We start from the raw sequence: 16,315 nt of genomic DNA, 5'->3' as shown, positions 1-16,315 counted from the left end.
AAGCATGACAGTGACCCGCCTTAACGGAGAGTAATGCTAATTGCGGTCGTTTCGCCATCGGCAACCGCGACTTTGGCTTCATCAAAGCTGGCTGGACCATAGGCACCGCCGTTGTTGGAAAAGCCATAAGGTTCGTTAGGAATGCCAAGCCAATTGGCATCGAGCTGACCGTTACTATTCAAGTCCTGGAACATGCGAACAGCATAATCGCCAGCTTTTAGATCCGAGATCTCAAACTGCAAGGGTTCATCTTTAGCGGGCATCATGAAACGAGCAATTGGCGTTTTGGTTTGCTGGTACTTAGTGGCATCGTCATAGACTTCAACCATCAGTGGACCGACTGGTTGGTTATTGTCGATGGTGACATCTAGCGTATTGGCATCAGCTTGGTTGGCGAAAAGTGTCAGTAGTGGTGACATCAGAGCGAGCAGTAAGTAGTGTTTCATCGTTCTATCCTCTATTGGTTTGATTATCTGCAAGTACATTGCAGTACGGAATCTATTCAACCAATTAGGCCTATTAATAGCAGGTGCCATAAGTCATGAGTTGATCGTGTGACAAACATGACTTTTGGCACTATGCGAGCTCGCAATGAATTAGTTAGTCTTAATGATTATTGCGGTATTAATAGATAACTGGCTGGAAAATCATGGATAAATTGAATCGAGACGATTTGATTTTGTCATTGAGTGGCGTGGTGACTTACGCCATTGTCATATGGGTTGATGCGTTGAATGGTCACCTGACCCCATTTCGGTTGGCGCTATTCGCCAGCATGGCAATGGCATTTAGCTATGCCACCATGTGGCGGCCGGCAGCTAATTCGATGATGTCGTTGCGCTTGGCACTATTGCTCCAATGTCTTTGCGCGATTGCGGTTTATGCCGACTATAAATCGTTGGTCGTACCGGTGGCTTTGGTGATTTGTGCGGCGCAGATGCCGGCTTTCCTTGGTGTTAAGCGTTGGTGGATAGGGTTAGTTGGCCTCAATATTGCGGTGTTGTTGGTTGATATCAGTGATGGCCTGAGCCGCAACGATGTCATTACCAATTTGGTCTTCCTCAGCTTTGAGTTGTTTGCGGCATTGTCCACTCGCTCACGACTGATTGCGCAACAGCAACAAAAATTGCTTGAGGCGACCAATCTCGAGCTACGGGCTGCACAGTCGATGCTCGCTCAGCAAAGCCAGCACAATGAGCGTCTGCGAATTGCCCGAGATTTACATGACAGTGTCGGCCATCAGTTGACCGCTCTTAGTCTGCAATTAGAGCATGCCATTCATCGACCCCCTGAAGATTCTCGACAGCTTTTCCAGTCGCTAAAGCAGCATGTCAACGAAACCTTGCAGCAAGCTCGAAGTGTGGTCCGCCATATGCGTCAGCAATCTCGATTTTCGCTGCCAGAGTTTGTTGAGCAATTGCAGTTGGGCTTACCGAAAGGCATTGCGATAACTTTTTCTGGCTTAACTGATCCATTGCCAGCCGATATCTGCGAGCAATTGGCGTACTGCATTCAAGAGGCGGTAAGCAACGCCATTCGCCACGGTGGGGCGAGTGAAATCTCAATTACGATGGCGCAGCAGCCGTCAATTTGCTTGGCAATTTCCGACAATGGCATCGGTTGCGCCGACGTTCAATTTGGTAGTGGCTTGAGCGGTATTGTTGAGCGTGCTAAACAATTGGGGGGCGAAATGAAAATTGATGAGAGTAAACGAGGTTTTGCTATCAGCATCACGATGGCGGCACAGCGCGAGGAGGCATTGGCATGATCAAGATTGCATTGGTTGATGATCAAGCGCTGATCCGCGATGGCATTGCTCGATTGATTGAACTTAACGACCACTACCAAATCTTGTGGCGCGCCGAACACGGCGAACAAGCGTTACAACGGTTGGCTGAGCAACCGGTCGACTTGCTGCTATCGGATATACGCATGCCAGTGCTAGATGGTATCCAATTGGTTGAGCAAATGCGCCAGCGAGGCGATACCACGCCGGTATTAATGCTCACTACATTTGATGAACACCAACTGTTTCTTCGCGCCTTGCAAGCTGGGGTTAACGGCTTTTTACTCAAGGACGTGAGTTGGGACAAACTCGATAAAGCAATTGCTACCGTTGCTGCTGGTGGTTTTCTCGCTGAGCCGGAACTGTTGAATAGGCAGCGCCTACCGCAGTCCGAGTCGCCAAGCGCAAGCCAAGCGATTCAGCGCGATGAGTTGTCTGCCAAGGAGCAGCAGATATTGCGCTACTTAGCTGCTGGATTTAGTAATAAAGAAATCGCTGCTGCCATCTATTTAGCAGAGGGAACGGTGAAAAATCATATCTCCAACTTGCTCGACAAATTGCAAGCTAGAGACCGTACTCAAGCGGTTCTGAAGGCGTTGCGATGGCAATTGATATAGCCTTTGAAAACCAATAGTGCACGCTGCTAACGCTAGTGAAATGGCGGCAGGTCACAAATCAGTTCGCCAGTTATTGGTTTTTAAAACAACTTGCGTAACATCAGTTAATCAATTTCGAGTAACTATTTAGCGCGATGTAAGCGCTTACGTAAGGCCTTACATTGTCGTCGCCTGTTACGCACAGGTTTGTTGAGTGAAGTCATGATTAAGAAAACAATAAAACAAATTAACGTCTCCACCGCAAAGTTCGGCCATCAAACAACCAAACTATTGACCGGTCTTAGCTGTTCTTTACTGATGGGCGTTGCCCACGCAGGTTGGGAAGTGCAATGGATTGATACCTTTGATGGTAACAGCGTCAATTGGGACAACTGGACAGCCCAAATCCAAGCAAATTACAACAATGAATTGCAGTGTTACACCGATGATGAAACATCGGCCGACAAAAACCTTGAGGTTTCCAATGGCACGTTAAAAATTCATGCAAGGCGGCAGGCGATTGAATGCCCAGGGTTAGGTGGCCAGCAGCGTCAATGGACCTCAGGTCGACTCAACAGTAAAGACAAGCAGGAGTTTCTGTACGGCCGGATTGAAGCGCGGATCAGGATGTTGGACCTTGACGGCGGGACCTGGCCTGCGTTTTGGATGCTAGAAAATCGAATTGCCGAGAATCCTCTTAAAGGCGACAACGACACTGTTCATTGGCCTAATCCGGGCGCCGGTGAAATCGATGTTTGGGAATGGTTTTCAAACAACGGCAATAGCTACATTACCAACTTCTTCAATGTGAGTGGTTGTGGCACTGAGTTTCGGCCCACTTATCCGGGGGGCGCAGCGGATGTGCAAGCCTTTCACACCTACGCCATTGAATGGAGTGCCGATGACATTCACTTCTTAATGGATGATGTCGTTGTTGCCAGTTACAACGTGAGCACCTGTGCGCAGTACAAAGAACCTATGTTTGTGCTGCTGAACTTAGCCGTTGGCGGCAACTTGGGCGGCGCGGTTGATCCGAGCTTGATGCATGCGACTTTAGAAATCGATTATGTGGCGCATTGCACTGCAGCCAATAATAGTCAAACCTCATGTAATGAAACTACGCCAATGGTCGTCGATGACGATGGCGATGGCGTTGGCAATAGCCTAGATCAATGCCCGGCAACCCCGGCCGGAACCCCTGTTGGCACAGATGGTTGCGAATTGCCAGTGATTGCTGATGCTCCAACCGAATCAGCGCCCGTTCCCTCTGAATTAGCGCGCGATGTGATTTCGCTATTTAGCGATCAGTACAACAATATTGCGGGTATCAATTATGATCCTGATTGGGGCCAGTCCACAGACGTCAGCCAAGTGACTATCAGCGATGATGCCATTCTCAAGTACAGCGGCTTGAACTATCAGGGCACCGATTACGACAGTAATCACCAAGATGTAAGCGATATGGATTTTTTACATGTTGACTACTGGACCCCAAGCGCCACTGAACTGAGCATCTATTTAATCAGTCCTGGGCCCAAAGAAACGCCTTATTCGTTTCCTGTTGAGGCGGGTAAGTGGGTCAGCACCGACATTCCATTGAGCCACTTTGCCGGCGTTGATTTAACAGATACCTTTCAGCTCAAAGTGGTTGGCAATGGGACCGTGTTTTTAGACAACCTGTACTTCGGTCGCACCAGTAGCAGTGCCGAAGCGGATGCTGACATGGATGGTGTTGCGGATGATCAAGACCAATGCCCCGGCTCGCCAGCAGGCAGCGTGGTTGATGCTCAAGGCTGTGAAAACTTTGCTCCGCAGGTGACGTTAGTGGCTATGCAAGGCGGCGAGATCATTACAGAAGTTGCCCCTAACGGCGGCACGGTCACTATCACGGCGGCAGTTGAAGATCGCAACAGCGATGATAGCCATGGTTTTAGCTGGTCGCTCAATCAACAAAACTCAGCGGGGCAGCAAACCATGAGTTTTGAACCGAATACCGATGATAATCGTTACCTAGTAGACCTCACTGTAACCGATAGTGGTCAACCGCCACTAACTGCAAATGCCTCGATGACCCTAGAACAAGCGGCAGCTGCCCCCGGTGATGACGACTCTGGTGGTAATACCGGTGTTGGCAACGGTGACGGCGGCAATCCTCCAACCAATGATGCTAGCGGCAGCGGTGGCTCCGGCGGCGGCAGTGTTGGCTGGGTAATGCTGGCGTTACTACTCGCATATCGCGCTCGGCTAAGGGGTCAATAAACAACTATGACTTGGCCAGTGGTTTACCCCGAAGCCAAGTGATCCAAGGGCCACCATGCTCAAGGCACAGCTGCTGCTCGGATGGTTTGGCAGCAGCGGTGTATTCTTGTTTTTATAGATATTTGTAAGGTTACAGCGACGAGCGGGGTAAATCCCATGCACTCGCTCGGCCCAGGGCCGAGCAAAAAGCAAAGCCTGAAGCGTGACATTCCCGTTGAACGTGATATGTTGCTTGGACCACCTGTCATTTTGTTTGCCGCTGTTGTCAAAAAATGCGTTTAAAATCAATTAAGCTTGCCGGTTTTAAATCGTTTGTTGACCCAACGACGGTACCCTTTCCGCAATCTCTAACAGCTATTGTCGGCCCCAACGGTTGCGGCAAGTCCAATATCATTGATGCCGTGCGCTGGGTATTGGGTGAGAGCTCCGCGAAAAATCTCCGCGGCGATGACATGACAGACGTTATTTTTAACGGCTCACTGGAACGCAAACCGGTATCGCAAGCGTCGGTCGAGTTAGTGTTTGATAACGAAGATGGTCGAGTTGCCGGCGAGTTTGCTAACTACGCCGAAGTATCGGTCAAGCGCCAAGTCACTCGAGAACGCCAAAACACCTACTTTCTCAACGGCAACAAATGCCGTCGCCGTGATATCACCGATATCTTTTTAGGCACAGGTTTGGGACCACGCTCTTATGCCATTATCGAGCAGGGTATGATCTCCCGCTTGATTGAATCAAAACCGCAAGAGCTTCGCATCTTTATTGAAGAAGCGGCAGGTATTTCCAAGTACAAAGAGCGCCGTCGCGATACCGAAAACCGGCTGCGCCATAGCCGCGACAATCTTGACCGCCTCAATGATGTGCGCGAAGAGTTGGGTCAGCAACTGGCCAAATTACAGCGGCAATCAACCGCAGCTCGCAAATACAAAGAGTTAAAAGCGCAAGAACGGTTGCTTAAAGCCCAGCTTGAAGCCATTCGCTGGCTCAATTGGCAAGGTCGTCACGATGAATTAGCGCAGCGCGCCGCTGAATTGGATGTTCAGCATGAACAGTTGCAGGCCCAATGCACGGCGCTGCAAACACAGCAGGCCGAACAGCAAACCGAGCTGGACATTAACACCATCAAGCATGAAGAAGTGCGCCAGCAGCTGTTCCAGATCAGCAACAGCATTACTCGGCTGGAACAGCAAATCCTCCATCAAGGCCAACATCAACAGCGCTTACACCAAGAGCTGGAGCGGATTAATTCGCAGCTCGCCGAGCAAGATGGCTTTATCGCTCAGCAACAAGAACAAGTTGAAGTACTGGCCGAGCAAGCAGAACAACTGCAAGAACAGGAATATGGCGTTGAGCTGGCACTGGATGAAGCCGGCTTAATGCTGGAACAAACCGAGCAGGCGTTAAATGCTTGGCAACAGCGCTACCAGCAGCAAAGCGAAGGCTTACAGCAGCTGCGCCAACAACTGCAAAGCTCGCAACATCAACAACAGCTGCAACGTCAGCAGCAGCAGTCCATCGGGCAACAAAAGACGCGCGTTGAGGCCAGCTTGCAGCAGCTTGATGTGTCGCAATTACAGGCACAACAAAGTGAACTGGAAGACGAATTAAGCCTGTTAGATGGCGAGATTGAACAACTGCTATTGGATGTTGAACAACAGCAATTGGCACTGCGACAAAGCAACGATAAGTCTCAGCATCAGCAACAACAGTTGCGAGAACTGCAACAACAAGAAATCGCCCTGAAAACTCAGTTGCAAACCTTACAGCAGTGGCACCAAAGTGATGACGACATTGCCGAGCAACTGCAGGCGCAACAGTTTTCAATAACTGCTGAGTTGGTTGAACAACTAGTGATTGAGCCTGGCTGGGAAACCGCGGTGGAAACAGCGCTTGGCCGGTTGGGGCAGGCTTGGTTGGTGGTTGACCTCGACAATTGTTCGGTGTCGCAATTGCCTGCAGGGATTTGTTTGGCGCAAGCGGCTTCAAGCGAACTTGAGTTTTCGGCTAATAGTTTAGCGAGCAAAGTTCAAGGGCCGGATGTGGTGCGCCAGCGGCTTGCTCATATTCATTGCATTGAGTCATCGCAATCGCATTGGCAAGCGCTGCAGCCATTAACTGGCAATGAATCTGTGATCGACAAAACCGGTGTTTGGCTTGGCCAAGGCTGGCTGCTCACGCCACAAAGTGGTCAAGGCAAGTTAGCGGTTCACGCGGAGTTGGTTCGCATTGAGGCTGAGTTGACCGAGCAACAACAGTTGGTGGTTGAGCAAGAGGCTGCATTATCAGCCGCTCAGCGCCAGCAGCAAGACACTCAATCGCAGGTCAACCAACAGCAACAATCGCTGCTGCAACAGCAGCAGTTGCGCCAGCAACAACAAACCGCACTGGAAAACCTAGTCAAACAGCAGCAATTATCGCAACAACAGCAACAGCAGTATGAGCAAGAGTTGGCGCAATATGACGAGCAATTGAATGAGGTTGAACTGACCCTTGCTGAACTAGTAGAGACCGAGTTGTTGCTGGAAGAACAATTACAAGCGCAAGATGACGACCATCAGAGTATGCACGCTGAGCGGCAACAGTTAGAACAACGAGTTCGGGATGCCCGCTCGCAGCGCGATCAACTGCAGCAGCAACAGCATCAAGTGGCGTTGCAGCAATCGGGCATTCGCAATCAACGCGATAGTGCTCAGCAAGCCTTGACTCGCGCGGAGCAGCAACAGGCGCAGTGGCAACAACGGCAGTTGCAACTCCAGCAAGAGCTGGAGCAGGAAGTTGATGATGCTGAATATCGCGCTGAGCTCGAATTGCAGTTAGAACAGAAACTCGATGTCGAACAATTAGTGGCCCAGCATAGCGATGCCATTCACGGTGCTCAGAACCAGTTGATTGATTTAAAGCAACAAGAGCAAAAGCTGGTCAATCAACAATCGGAAGTGAAAGCGCAAAAAGATAGTTTGCTACTGGAGCAACAAACTGCATCGGTGCGGGCGCAATCGGCGACCGAACAGCTACAAGAAATGGAACAGCCGCTGAAACAAGTGCTAGAGCAGTTGCCAGAGCAGTACTCCGAGAATGAATGGCAACAGCAACTTGAAAAAGTAGGGCGCTCAGTCAGTCGGTTGGGGCCAATTAACCTCGCAGCCATTGAAGAATTTGAGCAATCCTCTGAGCGGAAACAATATCTTGATCAGCAGAATGATGACTTGGTCAGTGCGTTAGAAACCCTAGAAAATGCCATCCGGCGTATTGATCGTGAATGTCGCGCCCGATTCAAAGAAACCTTTGATCAGGTCAACGGCGATTTAAAAATGCTGTTCCCGAAAGTGTTCGGTGGTGGGGCTGCGTATCTTGAGTTAACCGATGATGACATGCTGGAAACCGGTGTCACCATCATGGCTCGCCCTCCGGGCAAGCGTAACGCCACAATTCATCTGCTATCGGGTGGCGAAAAGGCATTGACCGCTTTATCATTGGTGTTCGCCATTTTCCGACTTAATCCGGCGCCGTTTTGTATGCTGGATGAAGTAGATGCGCCGCTCGATGATGCCAACGTCGGTCGGTTCTGTAATTTGGTTCGGGAAATGTCGGAGTCCGTGCAGTTTATTTATATCAGTCATAACAAGGTCACGATGGAGATGGCCGAGCAACTGGCGGGTGTTACCATGCATGAGCCGGGCGTGTCGCGGTTGGTGTCGGTTGACGTTGAGCAGGCTGTGGCTTTGGCTGAAGTGTCTTAGAAAGTGAGTAAGGACGAATAATGGATGAGTTTCGCTTGGTGTTGATTATTGCCGGTGCCCTAGGGATTGCAGCCCTGTTGTGGCATGGCTTGTATTCTCTTCGACGCCAACAAGGAGGCGCCATCGGCGGTAAAGAAAAACCGTTGGCTGAAATCTACAAAGAGCAAAAGGGTCGTGACCGCGACGATGACGGTTTCGATAATTTAGGCGTTGGCCAAGTGCGCACCGTTGCTGGTGCTGCCGAGGAGCCACAAGCTGCCGAGCGCCAAGAGCCGTCTTTTTCGGCGCTAGACGACCACGAGCCAGAACAAGTCGAATTTCAGCTTGATGAGCCAGCCAAACAACAAGCAGCTGATGAACAACCTGTTGAGCTGGTGTCAGAGACTGAGCCAGAACCAGAAGAAGAGGTGCTTGCTGAGCCGGAACAAGTACTCATTTTGACTGTCGTTGCTGCTCCCGGTGATGATCTGCTTGGTGCGGAATTATTGCCAAGCCTACTAACCTTGGGGTTCAAATTTGGCGACATGGGTATTTTCCATCGCCATCAGGACAGCTCTGGTCAAGGTAAAGTGGTATTCAGCCTAGCTAATATGGTTAAGCCCGGTACGTTCGACGTTGATAACATGGAATCGTTCAAAACACCCGGGGTGTCGCTGTTTATGACGTTACCGAATGCCGGCGAGCCGACCCAGTCATTCAATATGATGTTGAATGCGGCGCAAAAGCTCGCGCGTGAATTGAAAGGCCAAGTGTTGGACGATACTCGCAGTGTGCTGACTAACCAAAAAATTCGCCACTATCAGGAACGGATCCGCGAATTTGAACGTAAGCGACTGATTGTTAGTTAATGTAGATGCCAACTTAGTGTTGGCGATAACCCTTCAAATCTCTCCCCCGGCGCCCTTTGGGCGTCGGTCGTAAACGACGATATTCATCATGACATTAGAACAAGCCCAAGTTCGCGTGACTGCCCTTTGTGAGCAGCTACAAGCGCACAACTATGCCTACTACGTTAACAACGAAGCAACCGTTCCGGATGCTGAATATGATCGTTTAATGCGCGAGCTTATTGCGCTTGAAAAACAATATCCAGAGCTCAAAAGTGTCCATTCGCCAAGCCAGAAAGTCGGTGGCGAAGTACAGTCCCAGTTCACCACGGTTCAGCATGAAATGCCGATGTTGTCGCTCGACAATGTTTTCAGTGCTGAAGACTTTACCGAATTTGATCGTCGCTGCCACGAACGTTTGCTCGATGAGCGACCACTGACTTATTGCGCTGAACCAAAGCTTGACGGTTTGGCAATCAGCTTGATGTATGAGAATGGTGTCTTGGTACAGGCTGCAACGCGAGGAGATGGTCAGCAAGGCGAGAACGTTACCGCCAACGCCAAGACAATTGGCGCAGTACCATTGAAGCTGCAAGGGGATTCGGTACCAGCACGCTTGGAAGTGCGCGGTGAGGTGATTATTCCAAAGGCAGATTTCGATGCCATGAATGAACGTGCCCGCATTCGCGGCGACAAGTTATTCGCCAATCCACGCAATGCGGCAGCTGGCAGTATTCGCCAGCTTGACTCCAAGATTGCAGCCAGTCGGCCACTGAGCTTTGTGGCTTATGCGGTTGGTGTTTTCAATGACGACCAAATCGAACTGGCCAATAGCCATTATCAACGCTTGCAGCAGCTCAAAGCCTGGGGCTTGCCCATTGCTGCTGAGCTAACCCGGTGTCAGGGCGTTGATGAAGTCAATGATTACTGTCAGCAAATTCTTCAGCAGCGCGATGGTTTGAGCTATGAAATTGACGGTGTGGTGATCAAGATTGATGACATTGAAGCGCAGCAGCAACTTGGTTTTGTCGCCAAGGCGCCACGCTGGGCCACCGCGTTTAAATTCCCTGCGCAAGAGGAAGTCACGGAGTTACAAGACGTTGAGTTTCAAGTTGGCCGAACCGGAGCGATTACCCCTGTTGCTCGTTTGAAGCCGGTGTTTGTTGGCGGAGTGACGGTATCCAACGCGACGTTACACAATGCCGATGAAGTGGCGCGCTTAGGCGTGATGGTTGGCGATACGGTTGTCGTCCGCCGCGCTGGTGATGTGATCCCGCAAATTGTTAGCGTGATTGCCGAGCAACGGCCCGACACTGCCTCCGCGATTGAGTTTCCTAATGCCTGTCCAGTTTGTGACTCTGCCGTTGAACGGGTCGAAGGTGAAGCGGTACTTCGTTGCACCGGTGGTTTAGTTTGCGGTGCACAGCGCAAAGAGGCTCTCAAGCATTTTTGTTCCCGCAAAGCACTGAATGTCGATGGCTTGGGTGACAAGGTTATTGAGCAGTTAGTTGAACGCGAGTTAGTTCATGATCCGGCTGATTTGTTCAAGCTATCAAAATTGCAGGTGCGCTCGCTAGAACGCATGGGCGATAAATCAGCAGAAAAACTGCTAGTGGCGCTCGACGTCGCTAAACAAACGACACTACCTAAATTCTTATATGCGTTGGGCATTCGAGAAGTAGGAGAGGCTACTGCACTCAATTTGGCCAATCATTTTAAATCCCTTGATGAGCTCATGGCTGCAGATGAAGAGGCTTTGGTGACTGTCGATGATGTTGGCGCCGTTGTTGCTGCTCATGTCAGGAGCTTCTTTGCTGAAGCACACAACCAAGCAGTCATTTCTCGCTTGCTTGATGCTGGCTTGAGCTGGCCAGAAATTGCAACAGTCGATGCCCCAGATGAATTACCGCTTGCGGGCCAGACTGTGGTGTTAACCGGGACGCTAACCAGCATGGGCCGCGCTGATGCCAAAGCCAAGCTGCAGCAGTTGGGCGCCAAGGTGAGCGGTTCAGTTTCGAAGAAAACAGATTGCCTGTTTGCAGGTGCCAATGCCGGGTCAAAATTGGCTAAAGCCCAGCAGCTGGAAGTCGATATTAAAGATGAACAACAGATGTTGGCGTTGTTTCAGAGTCATGGGCTCTAATTGCTACGCCGCAAAAGAGCTTGGAGCTATCTGAATTTTTGTCTCAAGCTCTGATAGTCAAACATAACTGGGAAGTATAAATGGCAAGATTGTTAGTTGTGGAAGATAGCAGCACGGTGATGCGAATTTTAAAGCATCTGGCCAGTACTAGGTTGTCATCAACGGATACCGTGTTTACCCAGAGCTTCGCTGAAACTAAACAAGCTTTTTGCCAAAACTCAGATTTTTACGCTGCAATCGTTGATCTCAATTTACCTGATGCGCCAAATGGCGAAGTCGTCGACTTTGTGATGAAGCAAGGTATTCCATGTATTGTCCTAACGGGGGACTTTGACGAGCGCCGTCGCAAACAGCTAGTCGATGGCGGCGTTGTCGACTATGTGGTGAAAGAAAGCCGCCATGCTTATCACTATGCGATGAAGTTAGCTCGCCGGCTTCGCACCAATCATGAAATCAAAGTACTGGTGGTTGACGACTCAGCGATGTCGCGCAAGCATATTCGCAACTTGCTCGAGCGACAGCTTTACAATGTGATTGAGGCCGAGGACGGCTTTGACGCCATTGAACAGATGAGTATCCACCCTGATGTTCGACTGGTGATCACCGATTTTGAAATGCCCAACATGGATGGCTTTAAGCTAGTCAATGAAATCCGTCGCAAGTTCGATAAGCGTGGCTTGGCGATCATTGGCTTGTCATCGCAAGAAAGTGGCATTCTTTCCGCTCAGTTCATTAAGCACGGAGCCAACGATTTTCTCAATAAGCCGTTTTACCCCGAAGAGTTTTATTGCCGCATTAGCCAAAACCTTGAGGCAATTGAGCTGATTGAGGAAATTGAAGATTCGGCGAACCGAGACTACTTGACTGGTTTGTACAATCGGCGGGCGTTTTTTGAATTTAGCAAGCAAGTGCTTCGTGATGGTTGGGCTCACAGTGTACCGGTCAGCTTTTCCCTCATTGATTTGGATAACTTCAAACATATCAATGACCATTATGGCCACGCCGTTGGCGATTACGTACTCAAGCGATTTGCCGAGGTGATGCAGCGCTATTGCGAAAAATTCCTTTTTGCCCGAGTTGGTGGTGAAGAATTCGCTTTGATCATGCTTGGTTTGGATAACTCTAAAGCATTGGCGTTAGTTGATGGCTTGCGCCAAGCATTTGTCGGCCAAGCAATTGAATGTGATGGTGGTACATTCCACGCGTCGTTCAGTGGTGGCGTAGTGACTGATTTGAACAGCAATATTGATGCCTTGTATAACCGCGCTGATGAATTGCTGTATCGCGCCAAAGAAGCTGGCCGAAATATGGTTTTAGGGCAAGAGCCTGATAGTGATTAGATAGTTGCAGTCATTTGCCAACGTCAAGAGCCCGCTCACTAGCGGGTTTTTTTGTGTTGAACTGCGGACCATCGGTCACTTTTAACTGCCCATCGTCGCTGTAATGCTGGCGGTTTTGCCAGTCGAGCCTAAGCTATAAGAGTTTTCTACCTGAAACTGATTTCATTGCCATTCGATAAGGACATTAACATGCTTAGATCTTGTATTACTGCCATTCTCGTTAGTTTGTGTTGCTTGGCGCCAGCTCAAGCATCTTGGATTGCCAAAGAGCAACTGCCACACATTTACTATGTCAACATACCGATTCAAACTCCAATCGGTAATCGCACTGTCTCAGGGCAATATCGTTTACCACGCAATATTGACGGTGCTATTCCTGCTGTGATTATTTTGCATAGCACTGGAGGTGTCGATAGTACAGGCTTGTACTATGCCGAGGCTCTCAACAAAGCGGGTATCGCAACATTGGAGCTTGATCTATGGACAGCCCATGGTGTTTTAGGGGGCTCTGCCAGTCGTCCTGATCTGCCGCAACAAACTATTCCAGATGCCTATGCAGCGTTAAATTATCTAGCCAGTTTGGATGAGATTGATGCCAGTAAAATTGGTGTCGTCGGCTTCTCTTGGGGAGGCGTTGTCAGCATGCTTTCTGCGACAGAAAAGTACAACGCGATGATGAACCCAGTTGGCGCCCGATTCGCTGCCCATGCTGCTCACTATCCCATTTGTTACCTTTACAATAATCCGCTGGTTGAAGCGGCATTTCCTGAGATTGTTGAGTTAGGGTTGGAGTTTGATTTTGAAAACCTCACTGCTCCGGTGCTGATTCAAAGCGGCGGTTTAGATGACTATGACTTGCCAATTAATTGCCCGTTGATGGTCGCTGGTTTGCAACCTGACGACGCTGATTTAGTTGAGTTAAAGATGTACCCCTTTGCTTACCATGCATGGGATCGTTTGGAGCCAACTTGGGTGGTGGAAGACCCGTTTGCTAACTTAGGTCAGGGCGGAGAGGTCACTCTGAAAGCGTCGCCTTGGACGGCATATTTCTCTCGCGCTAAAGTTGTCAGACACTTTCAAACCGCATTTGCTGATTAATCTGAATCGATCTGGATGTTGATTCGAGGACCTGGTTCCAGAAAGCAAAAAGCCCGCTAAACAGCGGGCTTTTTTATGTTTGGTGGTCGCTACTGGGCTCGAACCAGTGACCCCCTCCTTGTAAGGGAGGTGCTCTCCCAACTGAGCTAAGCGACCGGGAGATGGTGGACGGTACTGGGCTCGAACCAGTGACCCCCTCCTTGTAAGGGAGGTGCTCTCCCAACTGAGCTAACCGTCCGTCAGACGTGGTGGTCGCTACTGGGCTCGAACCAGTGACCCCCTCCTTGTAAGGGAGGTGCTCTCCCAACTGAGCTAAGCGACCTCGTCTGTGGAGGCGTATTATAGGGAGGGCGGTTGCTGTGTCAACACTATTTTTGGAATGCTGGCTAAATGCTGTTTTTTTAGTCAAATTCGAGGCGGTTGTTGCTTGCCCTTGCACATTTCGAAGTTTGCAAGCTGCTCGCTGTCGCGACTAAAAACAAAGTACGTTTTTCTACCAGTGGACATGATCGCTACAGAGCAAGTTATCAACTCCTAACTCAGACACGCTGTGAATACATCCTTGTAAGCTCTGCCGCAGCTTCCCTGCTGCGGAAGGTCTTCGTTAGGAGTTGACAACCAGCTCAGAGGACCGCGCGGACCTCGGTCAAACATAAGAGGTAGCGAATAACGGACTGAGGTGCTTCAGCCGGCATGGATGCCAGGTGTAGAGCGCTCCATGGACGGACTTGAGCGTCACCGATGGGCGTTGTTTGCTGCCGACTGCGCTGTGCAGATGAATGCTCAGCATCTTGAGACTTGCTACGCCGATCCTCATTTGCATTGAGTCTTGCGAGTCGGATCGCTAAACTTGCTGGCAATTTCCTATTCCACCCTGATTGAGGTTTCTGTCTGCCATGACGGTACGTACGCGCGTTGCGCCATCTCCTACCGGTGACCCACACGTTGGCACCGCTTATATCGCCCTGTTTAACTATGTTTTTGCCAAGCAGCAAGGTGGCCAGTTTGTCCTCCGCATTGAAGATACGGATCAGGCGCGCAGCTCCAAAGCCTCCGAGCAAGCTATCTATGACAGCCTGCACTGGTTGGGGTTAGAGTGGGACGAAGGCCCAGATGTTGGTGGTGATCGCGGTCCATATCGTCAAAGCGAACGCACCGAACTGTATCGTAAGTATGCCGAACAACTCATTGTCGAAGGCAAGGCCTTCCGCTGTTTCGCAACATCTGAAGAACTCGATGAAATGCGCAAAGAGCAAATGGCCAATGGTGAGCCACAGAAATACGATGGTCGTGGTCTGCGCTTGACCGACGAGCAGGTCGAACAGTACCTAAAAGAAGGTAAGCCCTATGTCGTGCGGATGAAGATTCCAGAAGAAGGGAGCTTCAAGTTCAACGATTACTTGCGTGGCGAAGTGGAAATTCCTTGGTCACAAGTTGACATGCAAGTGCTGTTAAAAGCTGACGGTTTCCCAACATACTTCCTCGCCAACGTGGTTGATGACCATCTGATGGGCATTACTCACGTATTCCGTGGTGAAGAATGGCTCAACTCAGCACCGAAACTACTTAAGTTGTATGAAGACCTAGACTGGCAAGCGCCTGAGCTGGGCCATATGCCATTGCTGCGCAATCCAGACAAGAGCAAGCTGAGCAAGCGCAAGAACCCAACGAGTGTCAATTACTACCGCAAAATGGGCTTCTTGCCGGAAGCCATGCTCAACTATTTGGGCCGCATGGGTTGGTCAATGCCCGATGAGCGCGAAAAGTTCACCTTGGCAGACATGATCGACAACTTCGATATGAAACGAGTATCCCTCGGCGGTCCGGTCTTTGATATCGACAAACTCAAGTGGCTCAACGGCGTGTGGATGCGCGAAGAGTTTACTGATGAGCAATTGATCGAGCGAATGAAGGCATGGGCTTACAATGCTGACACCATGAAAACCTTGCTGCCAGAAGCCAAACCGCGGATGGAAACCTTCAGTGATTTTGCGCCATTGATGGGGCACTTTGTGAGCGGCTTGCCGGAATACGATCCTGCTTTACTTACCGCAAAAATTGAAGAGACCCAAGTCCGCATTGCGCTGCAATACCTGATTTGGCAATTTGATGCCGCTCGAGAATGGAACAAAGACGTGGTCTTCGGCACGGTCAAAGAAACTGCAAATTACCTCGACTTGAAGATCAAAGATTTCCTACAACCAATTTTTGTCGCCATTACTGGTAAAGAGTCATCAACTTCGGTCATTGATGCCATGGTTATTTTGGGTTCAGACATGACTCGTGCGCGTCTTCGCGTCGCGTTGAATCATGTTGGAGTAAGCAAAAAGCAAGCGAAATCACTGGAACGAGCGTTCCGCAGCTTTCCCGAAAAGTAACGATTAGTGCACTGAGCTATTTGGATGAGCCCGGCAATAGCCGCAATGCTGTTCACTTAAGAGGAGCGGCATTGCGGTTTACCGGATAACGGGTCTTGGATATTTTCACCGCCCTAGGCCTTGACGGCCTAGGGCGTTTCTCTATGAA

The 16,315-nt window shown here is 50.0% G+C and carries 10 protein-coding genes and 3 tRNA genes; 9 read left to right on the top strand and 4 right to left on the bottom strand.

Annotated features, from left to right (window positions below):
• Window positions 1-20: 20 nt before the first annotated feature.
• Complete coding sequence (locus tag CBE68_RS10970; protein WP_158100577.1) at window positions 21-446, bottom strand: DUF2141 domain-containing protein; 426 nt, start codon at window positions 444-446, stop codon at window positions 21-23.
• Window positions 447-649: 203 nt separating this feature from the next.
• Here CBE68_RS10970 and CBE68_RS10965 point away from each other — a divergent pair, with 203 nt between their 5' ends.
• From CBE68_RS10965 to CBE68_RS10930, 8 genes are all read left to right on the top strand, one after another.
• Entirely contained in the window at window positions 650-1,768 is a 1,119-nt protein-coding gene (locus CBE68_RS10965) for a sensor histidine kinase (protein WP_087506135.1), read from the top strand.
• Window positions 1,765-2,403: a response regulator transcription factor gene (locus tag CBE68_RS10960; protein WP_087506134.1), complete on the top strand. Its 639-nt coding sequence runs from the start codon at window positions 1,765-1,767 to the stop codon at window positions 2,401-2,403. Before CBE68_RS10965 ends, CBE68_RS10960 begins: the two co-directional genes overlap by 4 nt.
• A 201-nt stretch (window positions 2,404-2,604) precedes the next feature.
• A complete protein-coding gene (locus CBE68_RS10955) occupies window positions 2,605-4,641 on the top strand; it encodes a glycoside hydrolase family 16 protein (RefSeq protein WP_229744746.1) in 2,037 nt (678 codons plus the stop codon).
• 272 nt (window positions 4,642-4,913) lie between these two features.
• Window positions 4,914-8,381: a chromosome segregation protein SMC gene (smc, locus tag CBE68_RS10950; protein WP_087506133.1), complete on the top strand. Its 3,468-nt coding sequence runs from the start codon at window positions 4,914-4,916 to the stop codon at window positions 8,379-8,381.
• A gap of 20 nt (window positions 8,382-8,401) precedes the next feature.
• Window positions 8,402-9,229: a cell division protein ZipA gene (gene zipA, locus CBE68_RS10945; protein WP_229744747.1), complete on the top strand. Its 828-nt coding sequence runs from the start codon at window positions 8,402-8,404 to the stop codon at window positions 9,227-9,229.
• Between the two features lie 88 nt (window positions 9,230-9,317).
• The gene (ligA, locus tag CBE68_RS10940) at window positions 9,318-11,351 is read left to right on the top strand and encodes an NAD-dependent DNA ligase LigA (RefSeq protein ID WP_087506131.1); all 2,034 of its coding nucleotides are present in this window, start codon (window positions 9,318-9,320) and stop codon (window positions 11,349-11,351) included.
• An 80-nt stretch (window positions 11,352-11,431) separates the two neighbouring features.
• A complete protein-coding gene (locus CBE68_RS10935; protein ID WP_087506130.1) occupies window positions 11,432-12,691 on the top strand; it encodes a diguanylate cyclase in 1,260 nt (419 codons plus the stop codon).
• A gap of 189 nt (window positions 12,692-12,880) precedes the next feature.
• Window positions 12,881-13,789 (top strand): dienelactone hydrolase family protein, encoded by a 909-nt coding sequence (locus CBE68_RS10930; protein WP_087506129.1) that lies wholly within the window; start codon window positions 12,881-12,883, stop codon window positions 13,787-13,789.
• An 80-nt stretch (window positions 13,790-13,869) separates the two neighbouring features.
• On the opposite strand, the gene CBE68_RS10925 is transcribed toward CBE68_RS10930, so the two are convergent.
• The 3 genes from CBE68_RS10925 to CBE68_RS10915 all read right to left on the bottom strand — a co-directional run bounded on the left by CBE68_RS10925 (window position 13,870) and on the right by CBE68_RS10915 (window position 14,111).
• Window positions 13,870-13,945 (bottom strand) — tRNA-Val (locus CBE68_RS10925).
• A 6-nt stretch (window positions 13,946-13,951) separates the two neighbouring features.
• Window positions 13,952-14,027, bottom strand: a tRNA-Val gene (locus tag CBE68_RS10920).
• Window positions 14,028-14,035: 8 nt separating this feature from the next.
• Window positions 14,036-14,111 (bottom strand) — tRNA-Val (locus CBE68_RS10915).
• Window positions 14,112-14,685: 574 nt separating this feature from the next.
• Between CBE68_RS10915 and gltX the strand changes: the two genes are divergently transcribed.
• Window positions 14,686-16,167 carry a glutamate--tRNA ligase gene (gene gltX, locus CBE68_RS10910; protein ID WP_087506128.1) on the top strand — a complete coding sequence of 494 codons (1,482 nt, stop codon included), beginning with the start codon at window positions 14,686-14,688 and terminating at the stop codon, window positions 16,165-16,167.
• Window positions 16,168-16,315 lie beyond the last annotated feature (148 nt).

The sequence above is a fragment of the Neiella marina genome (assembly GCF_002165625.1).
Taxonomy (GTDB): domain Bacteria; phylum Pseudomonadota; class Gammaproteobacteria; order Enterobacterales; family Neiellaceae; genus Neiella; species Neiella marina.
The sequence above is the reverse complement of the archived record's forward strand: the minus strand, read 5'-3'. Positions and strand labels throughout refer to the sequence as shown.

Coding starts and splice junctions, on each gene's coding strand:
- CBE68_RS10970 (WP_158100577.1), bottom strand. CDS start 446: ATGAAACACTACTTACTGCTCGCTCTGATGTCACCACTACTGACACTT.
- CBE68_RS10965 (WP_087506135.1), top strand. CDS start 650: ATGGATAAATTGAATCGAGACGATTTGATTTTGTCATTGAGTGGCGTG.
- CBE68_RS10960 (WP_087506134.1), top strand. CDS start 1,765: ATGATCAAGATTGCATTGGTTGATGATCAAGCGCTGATCCGCGATGGC.
- CBE68_RS10955 (WP_229744746.1), top strand. CDS start 2,605: ATGATTAAGAAAACAATAAAACAAATTAACGTCTCCACCGCAAAGTTC.
- smc (WP_087506133.1), top strand. CDS start 4,914: ATGCGTTTAAAATCAATTAAGCTTGCCGGTTTTAAATCGTTTGTTGAC.
- zipA (WP_229744747.1), top strand. CDS start 8,402: ATGGATGAGTTTCGCTTGGTGTTGATTATTGCCGGTGCCCTAGGGATT.
- ligA (WP_087506131.1), top strand. CDS start 9,318: ATGACATTAGAACAAGCCCAAGTTCGCGTGACTGCCCTTTGTGAGCAG.
- CBE68_RS10935 (WP_087506130.1), top strand. CDS start 11,432: ATGGCAAGATTGTTAGTTGTGGAAGATAGCAGCACGGTGATGCGAATT.
- CBE68_RS10930 (WP_087506129.1), top strand. CDS start 12,881: ATGCTTAGATCTTGTATTACTGCCATTCTCGTTAGTTTGTGTTGCTTG.
- gltX (WP_087506128.1), top strand. CDS start 14,686: ATGACGGTACGTACGCGCGTTGCGCCATCTCCTACCGGTGACCCACAC.